General features: G+C 70.7%; 27 protein-coding genes. 18 read left to right on the top strand and 9 right to left on the bottom strand.

Annotation, left to right across the window (positions count from 1 at the left end; all coding sequences use genetic code 11):
• A partial coding sequence (locus BHU15_RS08405) for an NmrA family NAD(P)-binding protein (protein ID WP_171908338.1) occupies positions 1-357 on the top strand: 357 nt, incomplete at its 5' end.
• Positions 358-372: 15 nt separating this feature from the next.
• Here the strand turns inward: BHU15_RS08405 and BHU15_RS08400 are convergent.
• A complete protein-coding gene (locus BHU15_RS08400; RefSeq protein WP_107422819.1) occupies positions 373-1,140 on the bottom strand; it encodes an alpha/beta hydrolase in 768 nt (255 codons plus the stop codon).
• Between the two features lie 152 nt (positions 1,141-1,292).
• Here BHU15_RS08400 and BHU15_RS08395 point away from each other — a divergent pair, with 152 nt between their 5' ends.
• The 3 genes from BHU15_RS08395 (at position 1,293) to BHU15_RS08385 (ending at position 2,986) form a co-directional block, all read left to right on the top strand.
• A complete protein-coding gene (locus tag BHU15_RS08395) occupies positions 1,293-2,090 on the top strand; it encodes an SAM-dependent methyltransferase (protein WP_069626602.1) in 798 nt (265 codons plus the stop codon).
• A 99-nt stretch (positions 2,091-2,189) separates the two neighbouring features.
• On the top strand, positions 2,190-2,636 hold the full coding sequence (locus BHU15_RS08390; protein ID WP_069626601.1) for an SRPBCC domain-containing protein: 447 nt from the start codon (positions 2,190-2,192) through the stop codon (positions 2,634-2,636).
• A complete protein-coding gene (locus BHU15_RS08385; protein WP_069626600.1) occupies positions 2,636-2,986 on the top strand; it encodes an ArsR/SmtB family transcription factor in 351 nt (116 codons plus the stop codon). The genes BHU15_RS08390 and BHU15_RS08385 overlap by 1 nt, the downstream gene beginning before the upstream one ends.
• A gap of 51 nt (positions 2,987-3,037) precedes the next feature.
• On the opposite strand, the gene BHU15_RS08380 is transcribed toward BHU15_RS08385, so the two are convergent.
• Positions 3,038-3,691: a helix-turn-helix transcriptional regulator gene (locus tag BHU15_RS08380; RefSeq protein ID WP_368483192.1), complete on the bottom strand. Its 654-nt coding sequence runs from the start codon at positions 3,689-3,691 to the stop codon at positions 3,038-3,040.
• Between the two features lie 167 nt (positions 3,692-3,858).
• On the opposite strand from BHU15_RS08380, the gene BHU15_RS08375 reads away from it, so the two are divergent.
• From BHU15_RS08375 to BHU15_RS08355, 5 genes are all read left to right on the top strand, one after another.
• Entirely contained in the window at positions 3,859-4,821 is a 963-nt protein-coding gene (locus BHU15_RS08375; RefSeq protein WP_069626599.1) for a threo-3-hydroxy-L-aspartate ammonia-lyase, read from the top strand.
• A gap of 112 nt (positions 4,822-4,933) precedes the next feature.
• The gene (locus tag BHU15_RS08370; protein WP_171908339.1) at positions 4,934-5,734 is read left to right on the top strand and encodes a GNAT family N-acetyltransferase; all 801 of its coding nucleotides are present in this window, start codon (positions 4,934-4,936) and stop codon (positions 5,732-5,734) included.
• A 209-nt stretch (positions 5,735-5,943) separates the two neighbouring features.
• Positions 5,944-7,353, top strand: a complete 1,410-nt coding sequence (locus BHU15_RS08365; protein ID WP_069626598.1) for a family 2B encapsulin nanocompartment shell protein — start codon at positions 5,944-5,946, stop codon at positions 7,351-7,353.
• 47 nt (positions 7,354-7,400) lie between these two features.
• Entirely contained in the window at positions 7,401-8,594 is a 1,194-nt protein-coding gene (locus BHU15_RS08360) for a family 2 encapsulin nanocompartment cargo protein terpene cyclase (protein ID WP_497209742.1), read from the top strand.
• Positions 8,595-8,609: 15 nt separating this feature from the next.
• Positions 8,610-9,488 carry a geranyl diphosphate 2-C-methyltransferase gene (locus tag BHU15_RS08355; protein ID WP_069626597.1) on the top strand — a complete coding sequence of 293 codons (879 nt, stop codon included), beginning with the start codon at positions 8,610-8,612 and terminating at the stop codon, positions 9,486-9,488.
• An 84-nt stretch (positions 9,489-9,572) separates the two neighbouring features.
• Here the strand turns inward: BHU15_RS08355 and BHU15_RS08350 are convergent, their stop codons facing one another.
• Positions 9,573-10,517 (bottom strand): MBL fold metallo-hydrolase, encoded by a 945-nt coding sequence (locus tag BHU15_RS08350; protein WP_107422818.1) that lies wholly within the window; start codon positions 10,515-10,517, stop codon positions 9,573-9,575.
• A gap of 89 nt (positions 10,518-10,606) precedes the next feature.
• Between BHU15_RS08350 and BHU15_RS08345 the strand changes: the two genes are divergently transcribed.
• Positions 10,607-11,311, top strand: a complete 705-nt coding sequence (locus tag BHU15_RS08345; RefSeq protein ID WP_069626596.1) for a TetR/AcrR family transcriptional regulator — start codon at positions 10,607-10,609, stop codon at positions 11,309-11,311.
• 7 nt (positions 11,312-11,318) lie between these two features.
• Here BHU15_RS08345 and BHU15_RS08340 read toward each other — a convergent pair whose 3' ends face one another.
• On the bottom strand, positions 11,319-12,176 hold the full coding sequence (locus tag BHU15_RS08340; protein WP_069626595.1) for an NmrA family NAD(P)-binding protein: 858 nt from the start codon (positions 12,174-12,176) through the stop codon (positions 11,319-11,321).
• A gap of 96 nt (positions 12,177-12,272) precedes the next feature.
• On the opposite strand from BHU15_RS08340, the gene BHU15_RS08335 reads away from it, so the two are divergent.
• The 3 genes from BHU15_RS08335 to BHU15_RS08325 are packed head-to-tail and all read left to right on the top strand — an operon-like array spanning position 12,273 to position 14,809.
• Positions 12,273-12,896 (top strand): TetR/AcrR family transcriptional regulator, encoded by a 624-nt coding sequence (locus tag BHU15_RS08335; protein WP_069626594.1) that lies wholly within the window; start codon positions 12,273-12,275, stop codon positions 12,894-12,896.
• A gap of 48 nt (positions 12,897-12,944) precedes the next feature.
• Positions 12,945-13,658, top strand: a complete 714-nt coding sequence (locus BHU15_RS08330; protein WP_069626593.1) for a TetR/AcrR family transcriptional regulator — start codon at positions 12,945-12,947, stop codon at positions 13,656-13,658.
• Positions 13,655-14,809, top strand: a complete 1,155-nt coding sequence (locus BHU15_RS08325; protein ID WP_069626592.1) for an FAD-dependent oxidoreductase — start codon at positions 13,655-13,657, stop codon at positions 14,807-14,809. The genes BHU15_RS08330 and BHU15_RS08325 overlap by 4 nt, the downstream gene beginning before the upstream one ends.
• Positions 14,810-14,834: 25 nt before the next feature.
• Here BHU15_RS08325 and BHU15_RS08320 read toward each other — a convergent pair whose 3' ends face one another.
• Together BHU15_RS08320 and BHU15_RS08315 are read right to left on the bottom strand one after the other, a co-directional pair.
• Positions 14,835-15,455, bottom strand: a complete 621-nt coding sequence (locus BHU15_RS08320) for a CE1759 family FMN reductase (RefSeq protein ID WP_069626591.1) — start codon at positions 15,453-15,455, stop codon at positions 14,835-14,837.
• A gap of 44 nt (positions 15,456-15,499) precedes the next feature.
• Positions 15,500-16,609: an LLM class flavin-dependent oxidoreductase gene (locus BHU15_RS08315; RefSeq protein ID WP_069626606.1), complete on the bottom strand. Its 1,110-nt coding sequence runs from the start codon at positions 16,607-16,609 to the stop codon at positions 15,500-15,502.
• Positions 16,610-16,843: 234 nt separating this feature from the next.
• Here BHU15_RS08315 and BHU15_RS08310 point away from each other — a divergent pair, with 234 nt between their 5' ends.
• Positions 16,844-17,695: a DUF3592 domain-containing protein gene (locus tag BHU15_RS08310; protein ID WP_069626590.1), complete on the top strand. Its 852-nt coding sequence runs from the start codon at positions 16,844-16,846 to the stop codon at positions 17,693-17,695.
• Positions 17,696-17,753: 58 nt separating this feature from the next.
• Here the strand turns inward: BHU15_RS08310 and BHU15_RS08305 are convergent, their stop codons facing one another.
• The gene (locus BHU15_RS08305) at positions 17,754-18,290 is read right to left on the bottom strand and encodes an EF-hand domain-containing protein (protein WP_069626589.1); all 537 of its coding nucleotides are present in this window, start codon (positions 18,288-18,290) and stop codon (positions 17,754-17,756) included.
• A 217-nt stretch (positions 18,291-18,507) separates the two neighbouring features.
• Positions 18,508-19,050 (bottom strand): heme-binding beta-barrel domain-containing protein, encoded by a 543-nt coding sequence (locus BHU15_RS08300; protein ID WP_069626588.1) that lies wholly within the window; start codon positions 19,048-19,050, stop codon positions 18,508-18,510.
• A 332-nt stretch (positions 19,051-19,382) separates the two neighbouring features.
• Between BHU15_RS08300 and htpX the strand changes: the two genes are divergently transcribed.
• A complete protein-coding gene (gene htpX, locus BHU15_RS08295) occupies positions 19,383-20,285 on the top strand; it encodes a zinc metalloprotease HtpX (RefSeq protein ID WP_031228640.1) in 903 nt (300 codons plus the stop codon).
• A 55-nt stretch (positions 20,286-20,340) separates the two neighbouring features.
• Complete coding sequence (pspAB, locus tag BHU15_RS08290; protein ID WP_069626587.1) at positions 20,341-20,925, top strand: PspA-associated protein PspAB; 585 nt, start codon at positions 20,341-20,343, stop codon at positions 20,923-20,925.
• Here the strand turns inward: pspAB and BHU15_RS08285 are convergent.
• On the bottom strand, positions 20,836-22,104 hold the full coding sequence (locus BHU15_RS08285; protein WP_079127997.1) for an MFS transporter: 1,269 nt from the start codon (positions 22,102-22,104) through the stop codon (positions 20,836-20,838). The two genes, pspAB and BHU15_RS08285, sit on opposite strands and share 90 nt — an antisense overlap.
• A gap of 54 nt (positions 22,105-22,158) precedes the next feature.
• On the opposite strand from BHU15_RS08285, the gene BHU15_RS08280 reads away from it, so the two are divergent.
• Complete coding sequence (locus tag BHU15_RS08280) at positions 22,159-22,968, top strand: helix-turn-helix transcriptional regulator (RefSeq protein ID WP_069626586.1); 810 nt, start codon at positions 22,159-22,161, stop codon at positions 22,966-22,968.
• An 83-nt stretch (positions 22,969-23,051) separates the two neighbouring features.
• Positions 23,052-25,043: a CASTOR/POLLUX-related putative ion channel gene (locus BHU15_RS08275; RefSeq protein ID WP_069626585.1), complete on the top strand. Its 1,992-nt coding sequence runs from the start codon at positions 23,052-23,054 to the stop codon at positions 25,041-25,043.
• The last annotated feature ends 23 nt before the right edge of the window (positions 25,044-25,066 follow it).

The following is a 25,066-nucleotide window of genomic DNA, read 5'->3' as shown; positions in this document are numbered from 1 at the left end:
CTCCTCAAGCCCGCGACCCGGCTCTCCCTCGTCGCCGTCGACGACATCGGCACGGTCGCCGCGGCGGCCGTCGCCGAGCCGGCGCGGTTCCACGGGGTCGAACTGGAGCTGGCCAGTGACCACTTGACGATGACGGAGATCGCCAAGGTCCTCTCCCACAACCTGGGCGTCGAACTGACCGCCCCGGACATGACCCCGGAGGAGGCGACCGCCGCCGGGATGCCCGACATGGGCTTCGGCCAGGCCCAGCTCAACGAATACCCGCAGCCCGCCCGCCCCGAGTTCGCGCGGGCGCTCGGTGTTCCCCTCACGAGCTTGGAGGAATGGGCGCACGCACACCTGCGGCCCACGGCCTGACACGCCCCACCTCCCTCATGCCGTTCGCGCCGCCGACACGATCGCAGCCGCCGTCTCCCTGCCCGCCCGGAGAACGTGCTCGCTGGTGGAGGGGACGCAGAGCCCGCGCGCGGGGTCGTACTCCGTCATGATGACGCCCGCGTGATCCGAGGTGGGTTCCAGCGACGTCACCGGCCACCCCTTCGTACGGAGGGCCGCGCCGAACTCGCGCGAGTGGCTGCTGCTGAGGACGGAGTCGGCGGCGCCGTGCACCAGCGTCACCGGGACGGCTCCGGCGCCCGCGCCCGCGCCCGCCTCCGTCGAGTCGAGGTCGGCGAGCGGGGCGGTGCCGGTGGAGCGGGCGGGCAGGTCGTAGCGCCCGGCGACACCCACGGCGGCGATGACACGTACCCCTTCGGTCGCTCCGGGTCCCAGGGCAAGACCCATGGCGGCCCCGGCCCCGGCCGACCAGCCGGCGAGGACGACGCGCCCCCCGTCCCCGCCGAACTCGACGGCCTGGTCCCGGACGTACCGCAGCGACGCCATGAGGTGCGACCGGCCGCCGTCGGGGGCGTCCGAGCGCCAGTCGGGGACGAGGACCGGCAGACCGTGGGACGCGATCTCGCGTGCCAGCGGTGCGAGAACGTCCTTCTCGTCGGGGCCGATGCCGTGCCACAACAGCACACTGGGGCCCACCGGCCGGTCTGCCGCCGGCCGGTGGACGTCCAGCCGCCGGAGTGGCGCGCCTTCCTCGGACAGATAGATCAGATCGCGTATCTCGACGGTGGTGCCTGTGCGGGACATGAGCCTTCCGGAAGACGGTGAGGAGACTGGTACTTGTCCCATTGTCGCGCCGAACCTCCCTCATCGGCCGCGTAGTTGATGTGGGAACCTGTCGACATCCGTTCGCGGGCGGGGGATCCGGGGCGGTTGCCGAGAGAAGCGAGGAGCGCAGCGTGGGACAGAACGCCTTCCGTGCCGAGGGAATCGACACCAGCAGACCGCATCCCGCGCGGATCTACGACTACCTGCTGGACGGCAAGGACAACTACGAGGTGGACCAGCTGGCCGGCGACCAACTGGCCGCCGCCGCCCCCGAGGTGCGGATCGGCGTACGGGCCAACCGCGCCTTCCTCCAGCGCGCCGTACGGTACGTGGTCGGCAGCGGCGTCCGGCAGATACTCGACGTCGGCACGGGACTGCCCACCTCGCCGAACGTGCACGAGACCGCCCAGGAAGTGGCACCGGACGTCCGTATCGCGTACGTCGACAACGACCCGATCGTGAACGCGCACGCCAACGCGCTGCTCAACCGCTCCGGCGAGACGAGCATCGTGCTCGCCGATCTGCGCGACCCGCGGTCGATCGTGGACCACCCCGACGTCCGCCGGGTGATCGACTTCGATGAGCCGGTCGCACTGCTCCTCGTCGCGATTCTCCACTTCATCACCGACGCGGAGAAGCCCGAGCAGGTTGTGGGGACCCTTCGCGACGCGCTGCCGGCCGGCAGCTTCCTGGTGCTCTCGCACGCCACGGGTGATTTCGCCGACCGCAGCGAGGCCCAGGCCGTCTACGCGAAGGCCACGGCCACCCTGAACCTGCGTTCCCGCGCCAGGGTCGAGCGGTTCTTCGACGGCTTCGAGCTGATCGAGCCCGGACTGGCCCAGGTCCCGTTCTGGCGCCCGGACGCCCCGCCGCCGGCGGGATCCGAAACGATCGGCTTCTTCGGTGGTGTGGCGCGCAAGACCGGGTGATCGACACCATGAGGTGCAACCTGTGGGTTGCGCATGGCGGATGCCATGTGCAACTCTGGAGTTGCACCTGATGGCGTATGTCGACGAAGGAGTTCCCTCATGAGCGAGAACCGAATCGAACGCGAGATCACGATCGAAGCGTCCCAGGAGCGGGTCTGGTCGCTGGTGTCCGAGCCGGGATTCTGGGTCACGGACGAGGCGAATCTGACCGGCGCCACGGCGAAGGAGGGTGAGGTGAACGTGGCCAGGAGCGCCGAGTGGGGGGACTACCCGGTCCGGGTCGAGAAGGTCGAGCCGCCGACGTACCTGGCGTACCGCTGGGCCAGCGCCTTCCCCGGGCAGGAGCCGCACGCGGACAACAGCACGCTCGTGGAGTTCACGCTCATCCCGGAGGGCGACAAGACGCGTCTGCGCGTCGTCGAGAGCGGATTCGAGGCGCTGGCAGGGTCCGAGGAGCTGCGCAGCCGGGCCGTGAAGGACAACACCGGCGGCTGGCCGCAGGTGCTCGACGCGCTCAAGAAGCGCGTCGAACAGCCGTCCGCGTGATGGACGAAGCTCGCGGCCTGGACGCGGTGGTCGACGGTGTCTTCGTCGCCCTGGCGGACCCCACGCGACGCAAGCTGCTCGACCTGCTCGCGGCCCAGGGAGAGGTCACCGCGACGACCCTTGCCGACGGCCTGCCCGTGTCGCGCCAGGCGGTGGTCAAGCACCTCACCGTCCTCGATGCCGCCGGGCTGGTCTCCGGCCGCCGGGCGGGCCGCGAGGTGCGGTACGCGGTACGGCCCGCGGCGCTGGACGCGACGGCGCGGTGGATGGCGACGCTGGCCGCCGACTGGGACCGCCGACTGGCGAACGTCAAGCGCATCGCGGAGGCGACGGAGCGGGACACGCCCTAGGCCTGTCCGACCGTGTGGGAGAGGGGGAGTGGGGCCGTACGGGGGTCGGTCCTACTCCGCGTCCGGTGGGGACTCGCGGCACGCGGCGAGGTCCGCGTACAGGCCGGATCGGGAGACCCCGAGCCGTTCGGCGACGCGTGGCACCGCGTTGCGCATCGTGAACACGCCCCGCCGGTCGAGGGCCCGGATCAGGACGAGTCGTTCGGCGCGGGTGAGGGCGTCGAACGGCTTGCCCCTGGCCAGCTGTTCGGTGCGTACGACCGCGTCGACGACCTCTTCGAAGTCGTTCGTGAACGTGGTGGCCGGAAGTTCGACCGGCGTGGTGCCCGCGAGCGCGGACAGTACGTCGGCCGCGTCGCGCAGAGCCGTCACGTCGATGTTGACGCACAGGGCGCCGAACATACGGCCGGCCCCGTCCCGCAGCGGCATCGTCGACGACTTGAGGACGCGGCCGTCCGGCCCGCGCGAGAGATAGTTCAGATCGTTCGTGGCCTCGTCGCCCTTGGCGAGCACGGAGAGCCCGATCTCGCTCAGCGCCCCGCCGACGCGGCGTCCGGTCACCTGCCCGGCCACCGCCACCACCGACTGATCGCCCCGCCGGTAGTCGTGCAGGACGACTTCGCACGACGGGCCGAACGTGGCCGCCAGCCCGTCCACGACCGGCATCAGCGCGGCCAGGATCACGTCGCCCGATGTGTCGGACACGCGGCACCTCTTCTCTCTTCCGATCTCTTCCGATTCCCGTCGGGCTCTCGTCGGATTCTCTTCCGGTCTGGACTGAAAGTCTATAGCTTGGACGTATGGTCCAGACGACCGGGCCGATGTCAGGCCGTGCCACGTCACTCCGGCCGGCCCAGGAAGGGAAGCAGCAGATGTCTCAGTCGCCGACCTACGACGACGTACGGGGCGCGGCCACGCGCATCGAGCCGTACGCCCACCGCACCCCCGTACTGCGCTCGCGCCTCATCGACCAACAGCTCGGCGCCGAGGTCGTGTTCAAGTGCGAGAACTTCCAGCGCGTCGGTGCCTTCAAGTTCCGCGGCGCCTTCAACGCCCTGTCGCGTTTCACACCCGAGCAGCGGCGTGCCGGGGTGGTCACCTACTCCTCGGGCAACCACGCCCAGGCGGTCGCGCTCTCCGCCCAACTGCTGGGCATCCCGGCCACGATCGTGATGCCGCACGACGCGCCCGCCGCGAAGGTCGCCGCGACCAAGGGGTACGGGGGACAGGTCGTCGCGTACGACCGCTACACCGAGGACCGGGAGGAGATCGGCGGCGCGCTGGCCGCCGAACGAGGTCTGACGCTGATCCCGCCGTACGACCACCCGCACGTGATCGCGGGCCAGGGCACCGTCGCCAAGGAACTCTTCGAGGAGGTCGGCGACCTCGACGCCCTGTTCGTGCCCCTCGGCGGCGGCGGTCTGCTCTCCGGCTCGGTGCTGTCCGCGAGGGCCCTGTCGCCGGACTGCCGGCTGTACGGCGTCGAACCCGAAGCCGGCGCCAAGGCGGCCCAGTCCGTCCGGCAGGGCTCCGTCGTCCACATCGACACCCCGAAGACCATCGCGGACGGCGCCCAGCCGCAGCACCTCGGCGCCTTCACGTTCGACGTCATCCGCCGCGAGGTCACCGACTTCCACACCGCCACCGACGGCGAACTCGTCGAAGCCATGCGGGCGTTCGCCACCTTTATGAAGATCGTGGTCGAGCCCACCGGATGCCTCGGGTTCGCGGCGGTCCGCGACCTCGCCGCCCAGCTGCGCGGACAGCGGGTCGGAGTCGTCATCAGCGGCGGCAACATCGACCTCGACCGCTACGCGTCACTCCTGGCCACATGACCCGGCACGACCACGGTGAACCCGCGCAACCACGGTGAGGAGGGATCGTTGTCCACTCCGACAGCTCTCACGCGCGGCAGGCGCGACACGTTGAGGAGTTTCAGTGGCGGATCTGACGGATCTGACGGACTCGGTCGAATCGATGGAACAACTCACCACGGTCTGGCGGGCCATGGTGCTCGACCGGGACGCGGACGCGGATGTACGAGACCTTCCAGGCATCGCCGTCCGCTGGGCCGACTGCCGCTTCCCCTTCTGGAACTGCGTCACGCTGACCGACGTCGGCGCCGACACCGAGCTGGTCGGGCAACGGCTGCGCCAGGCCGCGGACATCATGCGCTCGAAGAGGCATCCGGGCTTTCTCTGGGTCTTCGAGGACCTTCTCGACGACGGGGCGCGCGCCGGGCTGGAGACAGCGGCCGGGCAAGCTCTCCTCGAACACGCCTTCCCCGGCACCGGCATGGCCGGAGACCTGCTCCCCATCCCCGAGCCGCACCATCCCGACCTGACGTTCGAGCGCGTGAGCACCGAGGAACAGCTGCGCGCCTACGCCGACCTCAACTCACGCGCCTACGGATTCGAGTTGGCGCACGGCCGGGACGGACTGACCGGCTCCAAGCTGTGGAAGAACGAGGTGCACGCCTACCTGGGCATGCGCGACGGGACTCCGGTGACCTGCGCGGGGACGGTCGAGGCCGACGGCCGTCTGTTCGTGGTGCTCGTCGCCACGGACCCGAAGTGGGAACGCAGGGGCTACGGCGAGGCGGTGACCCGCAAGGCGCTGTACGAGGGGGCCCGGGCCACCGGACTGACCCGGGCCACGCTGCACGCGACCGTCGCCGGGGCGCCCGTCTATCCGCGTATCGGCTTCCGGCCGAACTCACCCCTGCGCTTCTACGGCCTGAAGGGCTGAGCGGCGGGCGACGGTGGCGCGCGACTCCGACACCACTGATCGACCCGATAAACCATTTGTGGAACAAGATCCCCGCATCGAGGTAACTCAGCGGCTTCCGAGCCCGAGTTGGGGACGACGGCGATTAGCGTTCCCATCGATCTGGACGGACCGCCGCGACTCGCGGTCGCGTCCACGATCACCGCCGTCGCAAAGGAGAACGCGCCCCGATGACCGTTGACAGCAGCCCGGAAGCACAGCCGGAGTCACCACCGCAGTCCAGCCTGGGCACTGCGGCTGCCCGGAATCTCGCCACCACCACCAAGTCCGCCCCGCAGATGCAGGAGATCACCTCCCGGTGGCTGCTGCGGACACTGCCCTGGGTCGAGACCAAGGGCGGCGCCTACCGGGTGAACCGCCGGCTGACCTACACCGTCGGCGACGGACGTGTGGAGTTCATCCAGGACGGTGCCGGCGTCCGGGTGATCCCACGCGAGCTCGGCGAACTGGCCCTGCTGAGCGGCTTCGACGACGTCGAGGTGCTCACCGCGATCGCCGACCGCTGCGTCCAGCGCGACTTCCGCGCCGGTGAGACGCTGGTCGAGCGCGGTGCGCCTGCCGAGCAGATCCACCTCATCGCACACGGCCGGATCAACCAGACCTCCGTGGGCAAGTACGGCGACGAGGTGGCCGTCGCCGTACTCGCCGACGGTGACCACTTCGGCGAGAACGCGCTGCTGGACGCCGACGCGAGGTGGGACTACACCGCCACCGCCGAGACCGGCGGCACTCTGCTCACCCTGTCCCGCGCCGACTTCGCCGCCGTGCTGTCCTCCGCGCCGGTTCTCCAGAGCCACATCCGGCAGTTCAGCGCCCTGCCCCAGCAGCGGCAGAACCGGCACGGCGAGGCCGAGATCGCGATGTCGGCAGGCCACACCGGCGAGGCCGCGCTGCCCGGCGCCTTCGTGGACTACGAGCTGAAGCCGCGCGAGTACGAACTGTCCGTCGCGCAGACCGTGCTCCGTATCCACACCAGGGTCGCCGACCTCTACAACGGGCCGATGAACCAGACCGAGGAGCAACTCAGGCTCACCATCGAGGCGTTGCGCGAGCGCCAGGAGTACGAGCTGGTCAACAACCGCGAGTTCGGCCTGCTCCACAACGCCGACTTCAAGCAGCGCATCCAGCCCCACTCCGGCCCGCCCACCCCGGACGACCTGGACGAGCTGCTCTGCCGCCGCCGTGGCACCAAGGTCTTCCTCGCCCACCCGAAGACGATCGCCGCGATCGGGCGCGAGCTGAACAGCCGCGGCCTCTACCCGGACCACGTCGACCTCGGCGGCCAGCAGGTTCCGGCCTGGCGCGGCGTACCGATCCTGCCCTGCGGCAAGATCCCCATCACCAAGGAGAAGACCAGCTCGATCATCGCCATGCGCACCGGCGAGGAGAACCAGGGAGTCATCGGTCTGCGCCAGACCGGACTGCCGGACGAGTACGAACCGGGCCTGTCGGTCCGCTTCATGGGCATCAGCGAGCAGGCGATCATGTCGTACCTCGTGAGCACCTACTACTCCGCGGCCGTCCTGGTGCCCGACGCGCTCGGGGTGCTGGAGAACGTGCAGATCGCCCGCACCCGCTAGGGCTGCCGGTACGCACACTCCTCAACCACCTCACCAAGGAGTCACGGATGCCCGATCCCGGGCCTTCCCCTGTGCAAACGAGCCCCGCTCCGGCACGGATCCTCGGCGGCCCCACCGGTCTGGGCACGGCGAGCCTGCGGCTGTGCCGACAGGCGGAACCACTGGTTGTCATCGAGCCGGTTCCCGTCGCACCGGCACCGGCTCTGGCCGAACCCGTCGCCGTCCCGGAACCCCCGGATCCGGCGGAGCCCGCGGCCCCGGCGGGCAGACCGGTCCCGGGTCTCTACCACCACCCGGTGCAGGAGCCCGACCCGGCGCGGGTGGAGGAGGTCGGCCGCAGGATCAAGACGTGGGCGGTGGACGAGGTCCAGGCGTTCCCGCCCGAGTGGCAGGATCAGTTCGACGGCTTCTCCGTCGGCCGCTACATGGTCGCCTGCCACCCGGACGCCCCCACCGTCGACCACTTGATGATCGCCACCCGGCTGATGGTCGCCGAGAACGCGGTCGACGATTGCTACTGCGAGGACCACGGCGGCTCACCCGTCGGGCTCGGCAGCCGCCTCCTGTTGGCACACACGGCGCTCGACCCGCTGCATACGACGAAGGACTACGCGCCGCAGTGGGAGGAGTCGCTCCAGTCCGACGGACCCCGGCGCGCCTACCGCTCCGCGATGGAGTACTTCGTCCGGCAGTCCACCCCCTCGCAGGCCGACCGGTTCCGGCACGACATGGCCCGTCTCCACCTGGGCTATCTCGCCGAGGCCGCGTGGGCCGAGACGGATCACCTGCCCGAGGTGTGGGAGTACCTGGCCATGCGCCAGTTCAACAACTTCCGCCCCTGCCCCACGATCACCGACACCGTCGGCGGTTACGAACTGCCCGCCGACCTGCACGCCCAGCCCGCCATGCAGCGGGTCATCGCGCTCGCCGGCAACGCGACCACGATCGTGAACGACCTGTACTCATACACCAAGGAACTCGACAGTCCCGGCCGACACCTGAATCTGCCCGTGGTGATCGCCGAACGCGACGGACTCTCCGACCGCGACGGCTATCTGAAGGCGGTCGCGGTCCACAACGACCTGATGCACGACTTCGAAGCCGAAGCCGCCGCACTGGCCGCCGCCTGCCCCGTCCCGAGTGTGCTGCGCTTCCTCCGGGGAGTCGCCGTGTGGGTCGACGGCAACCACTACTGGCACCAGACCAACACCTACCGATACAGCCTGCCCGATTTCTGGTAAGGAGCGCATTTCACTGTGACCAGCACCCAGCTCAGCAACGGCACGTCCGTGTACATCCCCGCCCCGGCGTCGCCGTACCAGGGCGACATCGCCCGCTACTGGGACGGCGAGGCGAGGCCCGTGAATCTGCGTCTCGGTGACGTCGACGGGCTCTACCACCACCACTACGGCGTAGGCGACATCGACCACGCCGCCCTCGGGGACCCGGGCGACAGCGGGTACGAGAAGAGGCTGATCGCCGAACTCCACCGGCTGGAGTCCGCCCAGGCCGAAGTGCTCCTCGGCCAGCTCGGCTCCATCGGGCGTGACGACACGCTCATGGACGCCGGCTGCGGCCGGGGCGGTTCGATGGTCATGGCCCACCAGCGGTTCGGCTGCACGGTCGAAGGCGTCACCCTGTCGGCCAAACAGGCCGAGTTCGCCAACCGTCGCGCCCAGGAACTCGGCATCGAGGACCATGTCCGGGCCCGGGTGTGCAACATGCTCGACACGCCCTTCGAGACGGGCCAGGCCGCCGGCTCGTGGAACAACGAGTCGAGCATGTACGTCGACCTGGACGACCTCTTCGCCGAGCACTCCCGCGTCCTCAAGGTCGGCGGCCGTTACGTGACCATCACCGGCTGCTGGAACCCGCGTTACGGTCAGCCGTCGAAGTGGGTCTCCCAGATCAACGCGCACTTCGAGTGCAACATCCACTCCCGCAGGGAGTATCTGAAGGCCATGGCCGACCACCGTCTCGTACCGCAGACCATCATCGACCTGACCCCCGAGACGCTGCCCTACTGGGAACTGCGCGCCACGTCGTCACTGGTCACCGGTATCGAGGAGGCGTTCATCAACTCGTACAAGGACGGCTCCTTCCAGTACCTCCTGATCGCGGCCGACCGCGTCTGAGCCCGGTCTGAGCCCCATCTCGACAATGTCTGACTGATCGCCGGACGAAGGGTCCGGGCCCGTCACCCGGCGGACCCGGACCCTTCAGCCGGTCGACCCCGCCGCGTAGAACGCCTGGACGGCGAGCCCGATCCACTCAGGGTGCTCCCAGGTGCTCCAGCGCTCCCGCGCGGCCTTGTCGATCGTGGCCGACGCCTCGTCGGCCGAGGCTCCGCCCGTACGCAGGCGCTCGACCTCGTCGTGGATGTACGTGAGGTAGTCGCGTACCTCGCGGATCAGTGAGGTGTCCGCCACCTCGCCGTGTCCGGGAACGACGATCTCGGCTTCCAGCGCGGCGAGTTGGTCGAGCACGGTGATCCAGCGCGGGCCGTCGACGTCGATGTCGTACGGCGGGAAGTACGGCGTGATCGGGAAGATCCGGGTCTCGAACAGGTCGCCGCCGAACAGCACCCGGTCGTCGACGAGCACGGTCTGGTCGGACGCGGTGTGCGCCGGGCCGACGGTGCGCAGCACCGCCGTACGGCCGCCGAGGTCGATCTCGGCCCGGCCCTCGTACACGAGATCCGGGTCGACCAGCTCGACACCCTCGAGTTCCGCCGCGATCGCGGGGCTCATCCCCCGGAACATGTCGATGTACGCGGAGCCCTTGCGGTGCAGTTCCTCGCGCTGGCCACGGTTGTAGACGATGGTGGCGGCGCCCTTGAACGCCTGTGCGCCGAAGCCGTGTTCGGGGTGGAAGTGCGTGACGGTCAGATAGAGCGGCCGGTCACCGGCGAGGCGCCGGGCCTCCTGGAGGACATGGGCGCCGTTACGGGGTCCCATGCCGGTGTCGATGACCAGCGCGGCCGTTTCGCCCACGACGATCCCGATGTTCGGTACGAGGTCAACTCGCCGGTCGGGGATGACGAAGACGCCGTCGGACACCTGGACCGGCTCACCGCCGACGACGGGCGCCGGCGTCTCACTCGTGTCGGGCAGGCCCCGCGGGTCGATGGCGCCGGTGGGCAGCGAAGGGTCCGAGGGGCACATGGCCGCTCCAATCCGATCAGCGTTCAGATGGTCTGCTTCGAAGGTAACATTGATCTGAGCGTTGCTAAGATTGAGGCGAGGATCGAGCCATGGCGAGAAGGAACTACCACCACGGAGAACTGCGTGCCGCGTTGCTCGACGCCGCGGAGGCGCTGGTTCGCGAACGCGGCGCCGACGGCTGGTCGCTGCGCGAGGCGTCGGCCCGCGTCGGGGTCAGTTCGAGCGCGGCGTACCACCATTTCGCCTCACGCGACGCGCTGGTGCGCGCGCTGAGGCGGCGCGTCCTCGGCGAACTGGGCGAACGCCTGAGCCAGGAGGTCGGCCGCGCCGCGGGTCCCGAGGCGGGCGGCGACCTTCAGCGGCGCCTGGTCGCCGTCGGACGGACCTATGTCCAGTGGGCCGTGGACGATCCCTCGGTCGCCCGACTGGCCTTCGGCGCCGGGGCCCCGGCCGGCGACCCGGCATCCGACTCCACCTCCGACGCCGCCACGCCGCCCCACCCGCACGACGTCCTCGACGCCGAACTCGACCTGCTCGTCGAGGTGGGCGGGCTCCCGGCGGCTGCCCGCCCCGGAGCCGACTTCGTCGTCTGGGCGGCCGTCCACGGACTCGCCACGCTGCTGGTGGACGGGCTGGCCCGGCTCGACGACCCCCGGGCCGTCGCGCGCGAGGCGGAGCGCGTCGTACGAGCCGTCCTCACCGGCCTGACGCATGAAGCCGTACCGTCCCAGGGCTGGCCCACCCCGCACTCCGCCCACACGGAGCGCCGCACGGGACGCGGCGCCGGCAAGTAGTGGCCGTTCAGGCCAACTCCCGCTCGGCGAACGCGCGGAAGGTCCCCGCCGGGCGGCCGGTGACGCGCTCGACCGTGTCGGTGGTCCTGTCCTCCGTCCCCTCCGCGATGGAACGGTCCATGCCCGCGAGCATCGCCGCGTACTCCGCGGGCATCAGGGCGGCCAGCCGGTCGCGCATCTGCTCGTACGTCAGCTGCCGGTGGGTGACGCTCCGGCCCATGACCTCCGAGAGGACGTCGGCCACGTCGCCGTAACTCAGCGCCTGCGGCCCGGTGATGACCAGGTCGCTGTTCGGGGCCCGGGTGCCGGTCAGCGCGTGTACGGCGACGGCCGCGATGTCGTCGGCGTCGACGAACCCGACCCGGCCCGCACCGGTGGCCGTCAGGATGGTCCCGTCCGCCCGGATGCTCAGCGCGTGCGGCTGGTCGCCGGTGAAGTTCTGCATGAACCACGAGGGCCGCAGCACCGCCCATTCGTCGAACAGGCCGGGCAGCGCCTGGTGGATCTGCCCCATGGCCGGGCCGCCCGCCTCGATCGCCGACGAACTGAGCAGTACGGCGCGCCGCACGCCCGCCGCACGGGACCGGTCGAGGAAGGGCAGCATGACGCCGGCCGGATCCAGGGAACCGACCGGCGCGACCAGATAGACCCGGTCCGTCCCGTCGAGGGCGTCGCCGAAGGTCGCCGGGTCGTACCAGTCGAAGCGGACGGCTCCAGCGCCGTCCAGGGCGGTGGCGCCCCGGCTCGCGGCCTTCACGCGGTGCCCGCCCGCCGCGAGTTGGGCGACGACACGCCTGCCGGTGGTGCCGGTGGCGCCGATGACCAGGGTGGTGCCGGTCGCGCTCGGTGCCGTGTCTGTGGGCACGAGGAACTCCGTTCAGTACGATACGGACCGAGGGTCCGCTTCTTGTTCGGAACGATACGGACCCCTGGTCCGCTCTGCAAGCAACGGGAGAACCTCATGCCAGTCCCCGAGCCGGTGCCCGAGTCCGCCCCCGACCGCAAGCCGCGCAAGGACGCGACCCGCAACCGGGCCGCCGCCCTCGTGGCGGCCGACCGCCTCTTCGCCCACTGCGAGAGCCCCGAGTCGGTCACGATGGCCGACATCGCCGCAGCCGCCGGCGTCGGCAAGGCGACGCTCTTCCGCGCCTTCGGCGACCGCACCGGCCTGATCCACGCGCTTTACGCGGCACGCCTCGAACCGGTCGCGCGCGCCATCGACGAGGGCCCGCCACCGCTGGGGCCCGGCACCCCGCCGCTCCTGCGCGTACCCGCCCTGCTCGACGCCGTCCTGTGCTTCAAGCTCGACAACCGCCACCTCGCCCTGGCCCTGGAGGGGATCGGCGGCGACAGCCCGTACCAGGCTGAGCACTATCGGCGGTGGCACGGCACCCTTCGGGCCGTACTGGAGCGGATCCCCGGTCTCACGGGCGCCGACTTCACCGCCCACGCGCTGCTCGCCGCCGTCCGCGCCGACCTGGTCGAGCACCTCGCGGGCCGGCAGGGCCTGCCGCGTGAGCGGATGCGGGCCGACCTGACGGCCTTCACGGCCAAGGTCCTGAGTGAGGGTGCGGCTTCGAGCTGACCCTGGCCGAACTTGTTCGTAACGAACATGTTCGTTACGCTTCCTCGTATGACACCTGGTTCCTCCGCCCCCAAGAGCCGCCGCGAGCGTCCGGCGAAGCCCGCGCTCAGCCGGCAGGGCATCGTCGCCGAAGCCGTACAGATCATGCGGGCGGAGGGCCTTCAGCGCGTCACCATGCGCCGCCTCGCGAAGGAACTGGACACCGGACCCGCGTCCCTGTACGTCTACGTCGCCAGTACGGCGGAGCTGCACGCCGCGATCCTGGAGGAGTTCCTCGGCGCGGTCGATCTGCGCCCGGTGACGGCAGGAGGGGACTGGCGCGACCGGATCGCCTCGGTCCTCATTTCCTACACACGCGTCCTGTTCGAGCATCCGACCCTCGCCCACTCCGCGCTCGTCGCCCGCCCCACCGGCGCGAACTACCTGGCGCTGGTCGAGGCGCTTCTCACCCTGCTGGACGAGGGCGGGGTGCCTGGGAGTCAGGCCGCGTGGGGCGTGGACGTGCTGCTCCAGGTCGCCACCGCCACCGCCGCCGAACAGTCCACCCGCGGCGAGGACACCAACGCGGAGGACGAGCACAACGCGCTCGCCCGGACCTTGCACGAGGTGTCGGCCGACACCCACCCCCGTATCGCCGCGCTCGCCGACGACCTGGTGTCCGGCACGCCGGCGCAACGCCTGCGCTGGATGTTCGACATGGTCGTCAACGGCGCGCTGGCCACGCCTCGTACGCACACCTCTGAAGAAGGAGCAGCCCCATGACCACCACCACCCACCACCCCATCGCCATCATCGGCGGCGGCCTCGGCGGTCTGACCCTCGCCCGTGTCCTGCACGTCCACGGCGTCGGCGCCACGGTCTTCGACCTGGAGGCGTCCGCGAACGCGCGGACACAGGGCGGCATGCTCGACATCCATGAGGAGAGCGGCCAGATCGCACTGCGCGAGGCCCGCTTGTACGAGGAGTTCCTGGCCGAGGTGCACCCCGGCGGCCAGGCGATGCGCGTGCTCGACAAGCACGCGCGCCTCCTGCGCGAGGACAGGGACGACGGTACGGGAGGGCGCCCCGAGATCGACCGGGGCACCCTGCGCGACCTGCTGGTCTCCTCCCTCCCGGAGGGCACCATCCGCTGGAACGCCAAAGCCGTCTCGTGCCGCGCGCTGGATGACGGCAGGCACGAGGTCACCCTGGCCGGCGGCGAGGTGTTCACCACGGACCTCCTCGTCGGCGCCGACGGCGCCTGGTCCCGCGTACGGCCCCTGGTGTCGGCGTCGACCCCCGCCTACACCGGGATCTCCTTCGTCGAACTCGACCTGTTCGACGCGGAGAAGCGCCACCCCGGGAGCGCGGAGCTGATCGGCGGCGGCATGTGCTTCGCGCTCGGCGACGAGAAGGGTTTCCTCGCCCACCGTGAGACGGACGGGAGCCTGCACATCTATGTGGCGCTGCGCGCGGACGAGACCTGGCTGGGAAGTCTGGACTTCACCAACCGGGGCACCGGGGGTGCGAAGGCGGAGCTGCTGCGGCACTTCGACGGCTGGGCCCCCGCCCTGCGCGATCTGATCGCCGAAGCCGACGGCCCGCTCGTGCCCCGCCATATCCACGCCCTGCCGATCGGCCACCGCTGGTCCCGGATCCCGGGTACGACACTCCTCGGCGACGCCGCCCACCTGATGTCCCCCTTCGCCGGAGAAGGGGCCAACCTCGCACTGATCGACGGCGCGGACCTCGGCCGCTGCCTGGTCGAGCACCCCGGGGACCCGGAGGCGGCGCTCACGGCGTACGAGGCGATCCTCTTCCCGCGCTCCGAAGTGGCGGCCCAGGAGTCCGCCGAGGGCCTGGAGGCCATCTTCGACGCGAGCGCGCCCAAGCCGCTTCTCGACATGTTCGCCCAGTTCGACGACGCGAGCTGACGGGCGACGCGTCTGTCCGGTCCCGTCAGGGCCGGTCGCGGCCCAGGAGTTGCTCCATCGCGGCGGCCCCTTCGCCGAAGGCGTCGCGCCGGCGGTGGGGGCCGCATCCCCGGACCAGCCGGGCGTAGTCGGCCGCCGCCGCGTCGATGCGGTCGCGCAGGACCGCCCCGTCCGACTGGGAGCCGAAGTCGTCGGTCGCGGCGTACACACCCCGCGACGACACGATGGCGTGCAGGTACGAGAACATCGGCCGCAGCGCGTGTTCGAGGACGAGCGAGTGCCGTTCGGTGCCGCCCGTCGCCCCCATGAGCACGGGCATGTCCGACAGCGTCTCCTCCGGGAGCACGTCGAAGAAGGACTTGAACAGACCGCTGAACGAGGCGTTGAACGCGGGGGTGACCGCGATGACCCCGTCGGCGTCCGCGACCGTGCCGAACGCCTCCTCCAGCGGCTCGGCCGGAAAGCCGCTGAACATCGCGTCGATGATCGCGTGCCCCAGGGGACGCAGTTCGACGAACGACGATTCCACCGTGCTGCCGGCGGCGGTGAGTTGGGTACGTACGGCCGCCTCCATGCGGTTGGCGAGCATGCGCGTCGATGACGGTTCGCGCAGTCCACCGGTGATGATCGTGATTTTGGTCGTCACGTCATCCGACCTCCAACTCCTGTCATGGGTACCTGCGTCACGGCTCAGCCCGACTCGTTCTTCGCATCCCTCTTGTCCCTCTCGTCGCGCTCGCGCAGCAGCGACCGGTGCGTGGGGGCCGCCGGTGCCTCCGGCGACCTGCCGACGGCGAATTCCTTGCGGAGCACCGGCACCACCTCTTCCCCGAGGAGGTCCAACTGCTCAAGCACCGTCTTGAGCGGCAGCCCCGCGTGGTCGAGGAGGAACAACTGGCGCTGGTAGTCGCCCGCGTACTCCCGGAAGCCCAGCGTCTTGTCGATCACCTGCTGCGGGGAGCCGACGGTCAAGGGCGTCTGCGAGGTGAACTCCTCCAGGGACGGCCCGTGCCCGTACACGGGCGCGTTGTCGAAGTACGGCCGGAACTCCCGTACCGCGTCCTGGCTGTTGGGGCGCATGAACACCTGCCCACCCAGGCCCACGACGGCGGACTCCGGTGTGCCGTGCCCGTAGTGCGCGAAGCGCTTCCGGTACATCTCCACCATCTTCCGCGTGTGTGACGCGGGCCAGAAGATGTGGTTGGCGAAGAAGCCGTCTCCGTAATAGGCGGCCAGTTCCGCGACCTCGGGAGTGCGGATGGAGCCGTGCCACACGAAGGGCGGGATGCCGTCCAGCGGGCGGGGAGCGAGTGTGAAGCCCTGGAGGGGCGAGCGCAGCTTCCCCTCCCAGTCGACCACCTCCTCGCGCCACAGCCTGCGGAGCAGGTCGTAGTGCTCGACGGTCAGGGGGATGGCCTGGCGGATGTCCTGGCCGAACCACGGATAGACCGGTCCGGTGTTCCCGCGTCCCAGCATGACGTCTGTCCGCCCGCCGGACAGGTGCTGGAGGACGCTGAAGTCCTCGGCGATCTTGACGGGGTCGTTCGTGGTGATCAGCGTGGTCGATGTCGACAGGACGATCCGCTCTGTCTGAGCGGCGATGAAGCCGAGCAGGGTGGTGGGGGAGGAGGGCACGAAGGGTGGGTTGTGGTGCTCGCCGGTGGCGAAGACATCGAGGCCGACCTCCTCCGCCTTACGGGCCACGGTCACGGTGGCCCGGATGCGCTCCGCTTCCGTAGGAGCGCTGCCTGTCGTCGGGTCCGGGGTCACGTCACCCACGGTGAATATGCCGAACTGCATCCCGGTCATGTCACTGACACCTCCCTGCCTCGCGCGGGGCTCCGCCACAGGGCTTGGACTCACGGGCTGGGCTCAACTGGCTGAACTCACAAAACACCCCATTTCTACCCTTCGGTGCCCGCGTTGAATCCGGCCGGGCCCACCGGGGACCGGCAGGCGCCCGGAGCCCTGCCGGTCGCCTGTCCGCTGCGGCATGATGACCATTCGCGGCGCAGGACGACACGGGGGTCGGACATGGACTGGCACGTTGTGCTGCTGTTGTGGTGCGCGGGGTGCGGCGTACTGGCGCTGATCGGATACGGGCGCTCGCTCGCCGGAGTCACCCGGGCACAGCGGGCGGTGCGGGTGCCGGGCCGGATAGCCGAGGTGCGGGTCCCCGAGCACGGTGGCCCGGACATACCCGGGATACCCATGGCGGTCGCCTTCCCGGACCCCGGCACCGGGCAGGAGCACGTCCTGCCGCACATGAGCGAGTCCGGATTCGAGCTGCGCGCGGTGTGGGTGGGCCGCGAGATCGCCGTGGTCCACCCGCCCGGCCGTCCCGAGCGTTTCGAGATCGCCTACGACCTCGAGAGCGGTCAACACGGTCTGGCCTGGCCGCACTTCATGGTCTTCCTGCTCTACTGCGGTCTGGTCGCCGACACCGCGGTCCTCCAGGGCTACCCGTGGGCGCTGCTCGGCGCGGGCGTACCGTTGGCCGTCGTCATGTCGTTCGTCCTGCGCGACGAGATCCGCCTGACGCCCCGCGACGCGGCCCGGCCGATCGTCACGGTGCCGGGCCGTGTCGCGGCGATCCTCACATCCGTCCACGACGACGGCGAGTCCGTCTGGACCAGCCGCGCCGCGTTCGTCACCTTCCACACCGGCGAGGGAACGCCCGCCGTCGGCCGTCTCCGCGCCGACCCGAAGGATCCGAACACCAGGTACGGCGCGGACGTCACCGTCCACTACCGGGCCGGCAACCTCGATGCCTTCACGCTGGATCCCGCCGACGGCCGCGGTTCCGGCGTCCGGGACATCGCCTTCGTCGCCCTGTGTGTGCTGCTCGGCGTGGCCGGGGCTGTCGCGGGCGCGCTCCTGCTGTGAGACCCGGCAGGCGTGGTGTCCGGCGAGGGAGTCCCGCCCGCGTACGCCCTTCGCCTCGTCATGGCCTCGCGCCGCCGGTCAGCTGGTCGCCGGGGATGCCCGCCTTCTCGGGGCGGTAGTAGTCCCTGATTCCCTCCGCCCAGATCGCCTCCGGGATCCGGTCGCTGTCGTCGGGGTCGAAGGCGTCGAACAGGGCGTCGATACGCGACCGTTCGAAGCCGATGGCGATCATCAGGGTCATGAACAGGGGCCTCGTGACCAGGCCGTCGCCCGCCGGGGCGCCGAGCGCGGCGAGCGTGACGGCGAACTCGTCGATCGTGGCCTCGAACCGCTCCGGGGACAGCACGCAGGCGGTGAACTCTTCTCGGCTGACCTGCCCGTTCCCATGGGTGTCCAACTCGGTGACCAGGGTCTGCCAGTAGCGGCGACAGGAGTGGAGCAGCGCGCTCTTCGCCGCGTCGTCGGACTCGGGCGCCACCGCGGACACCCGTCTCGCCAGCAGCTCGAAGTCCTCCGCCTCCAGGGTGCCGTTCCCGTCGGCGTCGAGCAGGGAGAAGACGAGTTCGACCCGGTCGGTCGCCTCAACGGTACGCATGGCGCTCACCTTTCTCTCCGTCTTCCGGCCGGAGCCCGTGCCCCGGCGGCTGTTTCACTATCCGGCGGGCACGGGGGCCGTGGTACGGAGATCCGGTGTGCTGCACACGAACGGGGGCATTTCGCCGGGCGGCGCATGAAACGGCGCGGTCTGGAAAGCGAAAGCCGGACCGGGGCGGTCCCGCCCGGGTCCGGCCCTGGTCCCGCTGTGTTCGCCGCTAATTGCCGCGCCGTAGCTCGGCCGAGAGGTGGTGCTGGAGCGGCCGGCCCACCGCCGCCAGCTCGTGGACGAACGTGAGCGCGCCGTCGTCGCTCAGCGTGTAGAGGCGGCGCGTGGCGTCGACCTCCTTCGCCGTGGGAGTGCGGGCCACCTCGGTGGTGGCGAGGTCGATCGAGTTGTCGGCGGCCCGGCCCACCGCGATCTCCGCGATCCCTGTGGGCTGCGTGATCAGGGCCTCCACCCGGCCCTCGGGCTGAAGCCGCCACCAGCCGCTCTCCCGCGCCGACGGGCGCAGCGGCGCGTCGTCGGCGTCGAGCAGCCAGGCCCGGGTCTCGTACCGCAGGAAGGGCCGGCCGTCATGGCTGAAGGTGATCTCCTGCGCGTAGGTGAAGTCCCCGTCGAGCGTGGGATATCCGCCCCGCCCCCGGCCGTGCCACGTGCCCAGGAGGCCGAGCACGGGCGTGAGCAGGGGGTGCGGTGCGGGTGCCTCGTCCGGTCGGTGGGCATCGGGGAACGGACGCTCTGGTACGAGATCGAACACGGTTCGCGCTCCTGGGATCGAGGCCGGTGCAGGCTGGCAGCCTAGGGCCTGTCGTTTGGATCTTGCCGGGCTCTCGTGCCCTGGCACCGCGCCTCGCCGCGTTGTCGTCGGTCGGCATGGCTCCGCCATGCCTCCCTCCTCCGCCTTGCGATCCACGGCACCAGACCCCGCTCACTTATCCGGCCTGATCCAAACGACAGGCCCTAGAGCGCCCGGCGCCCGCCACCCGGCAGCGGGCCCCCCGCCCCTGAGCGGCCCATACATTCTATTTACGCCGTTTTGCCGAGATGTGGAGGAAAATGGCAGGAGTAGAGAGCTGACGGAGGCGAGTGATGACACGAACCCGCTACACCAAGGACCGCGGACTGACCACCCGCATGGTGACGACCATGTTCCTGATCGGCCTGCTGTACGTGGTCCTGGTCGGTGTGCTGCTGGCCGTACTGGGCAAGTTCTGGCCGGTGATCCTGATCTTCGTCGGGGTGCTCTTCATCGCGCAGTTCTGGTTCAGCGACAAGATCGCTGCCTTCGGAATGGGCGCGCACGAGGTCACCCCGGAGCAGGCACCCGAGCTGCACGGCGCCGTGGACCGTATCTGCGCGCTGGCCGACATGCAGAAACCCAAGGTGGCGATCGCGGACAGCGACATACCGAACGCCTTCGCCACAGGTCGCAGCGAACGCACCGCACTGATCTGCGCCACCACCGGACTGCTGCGCAGACTGGAACCGGAAGAGCTGGAGGGCGTCCTCGCCCACGAGATGTCGCACGTCGCGCACCGTGACGTCGCGGTGATGACCATCGCGTCGTTCCTGGGCGTGCTCGCGGGCCTGCTGACCCGCTTCGCGCTCTACAGCGGACTGTCGAGGAGCGCCAACAACTCCCCCCTCGGAATCGCGATCCTGGTGATTCCGCTGGTCAGCGCCGTGGTGTACGCGGTCGGCTTCCTGCTCACGCGGCTGCTCTCGCGCTACCGCGAGCTGTCCGCCGACCGTACGGCGGCCCTGCTCACCGGCAAGCCGTCGGCACTCGCGTCGGCACTGACCAAGGTGGACAGCCAGATGGCACGGATCCCGACGAGGGACCTGCGGAAGGCGGAGCCGTACAACGCCTTCTTCTTCGTACCGGCCTTCTCCTCCGGCGAGAGCCTGGGGCGGCTGCTCTCCTCCCACCCGACCCTGGAGCAGCGGCTGGACCAGCTGGGCCGGCTGTCCGCCGAGCTGGCCCGCCCGTAAGAGCCCCGTACATGCCCGCCCGTCCGTGCACCCGTCACTGTGAGGAGCTGGTCCCGTGGGCCTTCTCGACACCATCCTGGGCCGGAGCAAACCGGTCCGACCCGATCTCGACCAGCTCTTCGCCCTCCCGTCCGCCGCACTCACCCTCCAGGCCGGGGCCGGTTACACACCCACCGGCCTCGGCTCGGTGTGTTTCGCGGGCGTCGAGGGCGGCGGCTTCGCCCGGATCAGACGGGACGTACAGGAGCTGCTCGACGCCGACACCGGCGAGGACAGCCACCCCGTGGAGTTCAGCCAGGACAGTTACGGTTACACCTGGCTGCTCGCCCGCCAGGCGCCCGGCGACACGGCCACGCTGGTCAACGATCTGCACGCGGTCAACACCCTGCTCCAGGACGGCGGCTTCGGCCCGCAGCTCCTCTGCTCACTGATCAGTTTCCGGGACGAGCAGGACCGCTCGCTCGCCCTGGTCTACCTCTACAAGCGCGGCAGCTTCTACCCCTTCGCACCGCTGCCCGGCGCCGCCGAGAAGCGGGACAATCCCCGGGAGCTACAGGTCAGAGCGATCATCGGCGACGACCTGCGGATCGAGTCGGACCTCGCCCGCTGGTTTCCCGTATGGGGCGCCCCCGGTCTCTGACCCGGTCTTACCCGTTGCCGTCGCCGTGGGCCTCGCCGCCTTCGGGGTGCCGGGTTCCGGCAGGGTGCGGAACAGCAGCCAGCTCAGCAGCGGCATCAGGATCAGCGGGGCCAGGGCCGTACGCAGGGACGTCGCGTCGGCGACGGCGCCGACGACGGGGCTGGCCAGGCCGCCGATGCTGACGGTCAGCCCCAGGGTGATCCCGCCGGCGGTGCCGACCCGCGTCGGCAGATAGTCCTGGCCGAGGGTGACCTGGAGGGAGAAGGGGATGTACAGACCGGCGGAGGTCAGCGCCAGGCACACGAAGATCGCCGGGCCGGGTACGAACACGATGCCCGCGACGGCGGGGACCGAGACGAGGTACGACCAGCGGGCGACCGTGACCCGGTCCCAGCGGTCCGCCAGCGCACCTCCCACCACGGAACCCACCGCGCCGCCGATGTAGAGCACGAACAGCGCGGCGGTCCCCGCCGCCTCGCTGCCCCCCGGCCGCTGCTGGACGTAGAGCGCGATGAACGTGCTCAGCCCGACGAAGACGATCGACCGGCAGATCACGGCCAGCGACAGCCTGACGAACGCGGCCTTGTCGTCGGTGGCAGTCGCGACCGCCCTGCCGGAACCGGCGCCCGCCGTCTTCCGCAGCGCCCGCAGAACAGGCAGGCACAGCACACTGCCCGCGAGGGCGGGCACCACGAGCAGCGGCGACAGACGCAGACCGCCGGTGGCGACGACGGCGGTGACCAGGAGCGGCGCCGTGGCGAAGCCCAGGGTGCCGCCGAGCGAGTACCAGCCCATCGCGCTGTGACTGCCCTCGCTCGCGATCCGCGCGACGCGGGCCGACTCGGGATGGTAAGCGGCGACCCCGATCCCGGACACCGCCACGAACGCCAGCGTCAGCGCGTACGAACCACTGAGACCGCTCAGCGCGATTCCCGCCCCGCCGACGATCGTGCCCGCCGGCATCAGCCAGGGCATCGGCCACCGATCGGTGAGCACGCCGAACACCGGTTGCACCACCGAGGACAGCACCGAGGCGGCGAGCACGATGCCGGAGACGGCGGCGTAGCTGTAGGCGCGTTCGGCGACGAAGAACGGCACCAGCGACGCGACAGCGCCCTGGTAGACGTCCACGCAGGCATGGCCGACCGCGAGCAGGGTGATCGATCTGTTCCTTGGCACATCGCCATCGTCATCGCCGGGCCGTCTGTCGCGCTTCCGATAAACTGCCAGAAGATGAAGGAAATCCGCCACGAGCCCGTGGCGCCGACCCGCACCCAGTGGCTCGCGCCCGGAGCCGCCATCGACCCCCACCGTCACGACGACCACCAGATCGTCTACGCGGGGCGCGGCGTGCTGGCCGTGACGACGAGTACGGGCCTGTGGATCGCACCCGCGACGCGCGCCATCTGGGTACCGGCGGGCACCGTGCACGCCCATCAGGCCCACGGCGAACTCGCGCTGCACCTGGTCGGCCTGCCCGCGAGTGAGAACCCGCTCAACCTGGCCGAGCCCGCGTCGCTCACCGTCGGGCCTCTCCTCCGTGAACTGATCCTCGCCCACACGCACGCCCACACGCACGCCCACACGCACGCCCACACGCACGCCCCGCCCGACGACAGCCCCGAACGCGCCCGGCTGCGGGCCGTGTTGCTCGACCAGTTGCGTGTCTCGCCGCAGCAGCCGGTGCACCTGCCCACCCCGAGCAGCCCTCAGCTGAAGGCGGTGTGCGAGATCCTGCGCACGAACCCCGCCGACAACCGCACCCTCTCCGCCCTGGGCAGAGAGGTCGGCGCCAGCGACCGCACGCTGTCCCGCCTCTTCAAGGCCGACCTCGGTATGACCTTCCCGCAGTGGCGCACCCAACTGCGCCTGTACCGGGCCCTGGTGCTGCTCGCCGAGGACTCCCCGGTGACCACCGTCGCGCATCGCTGCGGCTGGTCGTCCGCCAGCGCGTTCATCGATGTGTTCCGCCGGAGCTTCGGACACACCCCCGGCGCACACCAGCCCCGTTCCCAGTCCGTGAGCGCCTGCCCGAAAGGGTGAACCGGCGCCCGAACGCGGCGTGTTCGGGCGCCGGACCCAGCACTGTGCGAAAGCGGCCGACAGGCGCGGGGAAGGGGGCGGGAGTGGTACGTGACAAGGGGCGGCGGCCGGTCTCGGTGCGGGACAGGGCGGGTTATCGGTTCGACCGTACGCTGGCCCGCAGCACCGGCACCCTGATGGGCTGGCTGGTGATCACCTGCCTGGCCGTCGTCGTCCCCGTGAGCGCGCTGCTGGTGTGGACGGACCCCGGCTCGCCGCGCTCGGTGTCGGGCCGGTTGACGGCGGCGTGGCGTACGAGCGCCGAGACGCTGCGCCTGGGAGCGATGACCGGCACACCGCTGCGCATGGTGCTGTCGGCCCTCCTCGGCCTCGTCGCCCTGCTGTGCGTCTCGACCCTCGTCGGGGTGATCACCAACAGCCTGGCCGAGCGGATGGCCGAGCTGAGCCGTGGGCGGTCGACGGTCCTGGAGCAGGGCCATGTCGTCGTACTCGGCTGGTCGGACCAAGTGACCACGGTGGTGGGGGAGTTGATCGCCGCCGGCGCCCCAAGGAGCACGCGGGCCGTCGTCCTGCTCGCCGACCGGGACAAGACCGAGATGGAACGGACCCTGGCCGCCCACGTCGGCCCGGCCGCACGGGCCCGCCTCATCTGCCGCAGCGGTCCGGCGAGCGACCCCGCCGTCCTCGCGCTGGTCAGCCCGCGAACGGCGAGCACCGTGCTGGTTCTGCCGTCGGGGGGACCGGGGGCCGACGCCGAGGTCCTGCGGATCCTGCTCGCCCTGCGGGCGGTCGTCGGCGAGGGACCGGACGGGCCGCCGGTGCTGGCGGCGGTCCGGGACGACCACTACCGCGCACCCGCCCGGCTGGCCGCGGGCCCGCGCGGCACGGTCCTGGAGACCGACACGGTCACGGCCCGGCTCGTCGCGCAGTGCGTCGGCCGCCCCGGCCTCTCCCTCGTCCTGCGTGACCTGCTCGACTTCGCCGGCGACGAGTTCCACCTCACCGACGCGACCGCCTTCCACGGAGGCCCCTTCGGCGCCGCGCTCCTCGGGCACGCCGACTCCTGCGTCGTCGGGCTGCTCACCCCACAGGGACGTACGCTGCTCAATCCGCCCGCCGGCACCGTCGTCGCACCGGGGAGCCGGCTGATCGTCGTCGCCCGCGACGACGGCACGCCCCGGCCGGCGGACTGCCGCCACCTCGTCGACCCGTCCGCGATCACCACGGACCGACCGGCACCGGAGGAGCCCGCGCGCCTGCTGATGCTCGGCTGGAACAGACGGGCGCCGCTGGTGGTGGATCAGTTACGGCACACGGCCCGGCCGGGTTCCGCCCTGGACGTGATGACGGACCGGTCCGTCCCCGGCCCACGCGAGCCGGAACGGGAGCCGGACGCGGCTCACGGGACCAGACTGGCCGTACGGTTCCGGTCCGCCGCCCTGTCGCGACCCGAGACCCTCCTCGGGCTCGACCTCACCCCGTACGACGGGCTGGTCGTCCTCGGCCCCGATCCGGGCGACGGCCCGGACCGCCCCGACGACTGGACGCTGGTCACCCTGCTGGCCCTGCGGCTGCTGGAACAGCGCGCAGGAGGACGGGAGTTGCGCGTGGTCAGCGAACTCACCGACGACCGCAACCGCCCCCTGGCACCCGTCAACCCCGGCTCCGACGTCATCGTCAGCGGTGAGCTGACCGGACTGCTCATGGCGCAGATCGCGCAGAACCGCCATCTGGCCGCCGTGTTCGACGAGTTGTTCTCGGCCGACGGCAGCATGATCTGCCTGCGCCCCGCGGGCACCTACGTCCGGCCGGGCGTCACGACCACGTTCGCGACCGTCGTGGCCGCCGCACGCGACCGGGGCGAGTGCGCCATCGGCTACCGTCGCCACGACCGGCGTACGACGCCGCCCGGCCACGGGGTGCGCCTCAACCCCCACAAGAGCGAGAGACGCGAATGGAGCACCGAGGACCAGGTGGTGGTCGTCACGACCGAAGCAGCCGAACCGGCCGACGTGACCGATCCGGCCCACCCGGCCGGTGCCTCAACGCAGGACGCGGAAGAACACCGACCGTGACACCGCACACCAACTACCCCTGC

It is taken from the genome of Streptomyces niveus (assembly GCF_001723055.1).
Classification (GTDB): Bacteria; Actinomycetota; Actinomycetes; order Streptomycetales; family Streptomycetaceae; genus Streptomyces; species Streptomyces niveus.
Note: the sequence above shows the minus strand (reverse complement) of the source record. Positions and strands in the feature narration are given on the sequence as shown.

What these genes read in the sequence shown, in the direction of transcription:
- BHU15_RS08400 (WP_107422819.1), bottom strand. Translation starts at nt 1,140, where the DNA reads ATGTCCCGCACAGGCACCACCGTCGAGATACGCGATCTGATCTATCTG.
- BHU15_RS08390 (WP_069626601.1), top strand. Translation starts at nt 2,190, where the DNA reads ATGAGCGAGAACCGAATCGAACGCGAGATCACGATCGAAGCGTCCCAG.
- BHU15_RS08385 (WP_069626600.1), top strand. Translation starts at nt 2,636, where the DNA reads ATGGACGAAGCTCGCGGCCTGGACGCGGTGGTCGACGGTGTCTTCGTC.
- BHU15_RS08375 (WP_069626599.1), top strand. Translation starts at nt 3,859, where the DNA reads ATGTCTCAGTCGCCGACCTACGACGACGTACGGGGCGCGGCCACGCGC.
- BHU15_RS08365 (WP_069626598.1), top strand. Translation starts at nt 5,944, where the DNA reads ATGACCGTTGACAGCAGCCCGGAAGCACAGCCGGAGTCACCACCGCAG.
- BHU15_RS08360 (WP_497209742.1), top strand. Translation starts at nt 7,401, where the DNA reads ATGCCCGATCCCGGGCCTTCCCCTGTGCAAACGAGCCCCGCTCCGGCA.
- BHU15_RS08350 (WP_107422818.1), bottom strand. Translation starts at nt 10,517, where the DNA reads ATGTGCCCCTCGGACCCTTCGCTGCCCACCGGCGCCATCGACCCGCGG.
- BHU15_RS08345 (WP_069626596.1), top strand. Translation starts at nt 10,607, where the DNA reads ATGGCGAGAAGGAACTACCACCACGGAGAACTGCGTGCCGCGTTGCTC.
- BHU15_RS08335 (WP_069626594.1), top strand. Translation starts at nt 12,273, where the DNA reads ATGCCAGTCCCCGAGCCGGTGCCCGAGTCCGCCCCCGACCGCAAGCCG.
- BHU15_RS08330 (WP_069626593.1), top strand. Translation starts at nt 12,945, where the DNA reads ATGACACCTGGTTCCTCCGCCCCCAAGAGCCGCCGCGAGCGTCCGGCG.
- BHU15_RS08325 (WP_069626592.1), top strand. Translation starts at nt 13,655, where the DNA reads ATGACCACCACCACCCACCACCCCATCGCCATCATCGGCGGCGGCCTC.
- BHU15_RS08315 (WP_069626606.1), bottom strand. Translation starts at nt 16,609, where the DNA reads ATGCAGTTCGGCATATTCACCGTGGGTGACGTGACCCCGGACCCGACG.
- BHU15_RS08310 (WP_069626590.1), top strand. Translation starts at nt 16,844, where the DNA reads ATGGACTGGCACGTTGTGCTGCTGTTGTGGTGCGCGGGGTGCGGCGTA.
- BHU15_RS08305 (WP_069626589.1), bottom strand. Translation starts at nt 18,290, where the DNA reads ATGCGTACCGTTGAGGCGACCGACCGGGTCGAACTCGTCTTCTCCCTG.
- htpX (WP_031228640.1), top strand. Translation starts at nt 19,383, where the DNA reads ATGACACGAACCCGCTACACCAAGGACCGCGGACTGACCACCCGCATG.
- BHU15_RS08280 (WP_069626586.1), top strand. Translation starts at nt 22,159, where the DNA reads ATGAAGGAAATCCGCCACGAGCCCGTGGCGCCGACCCGCACCCAGTGG.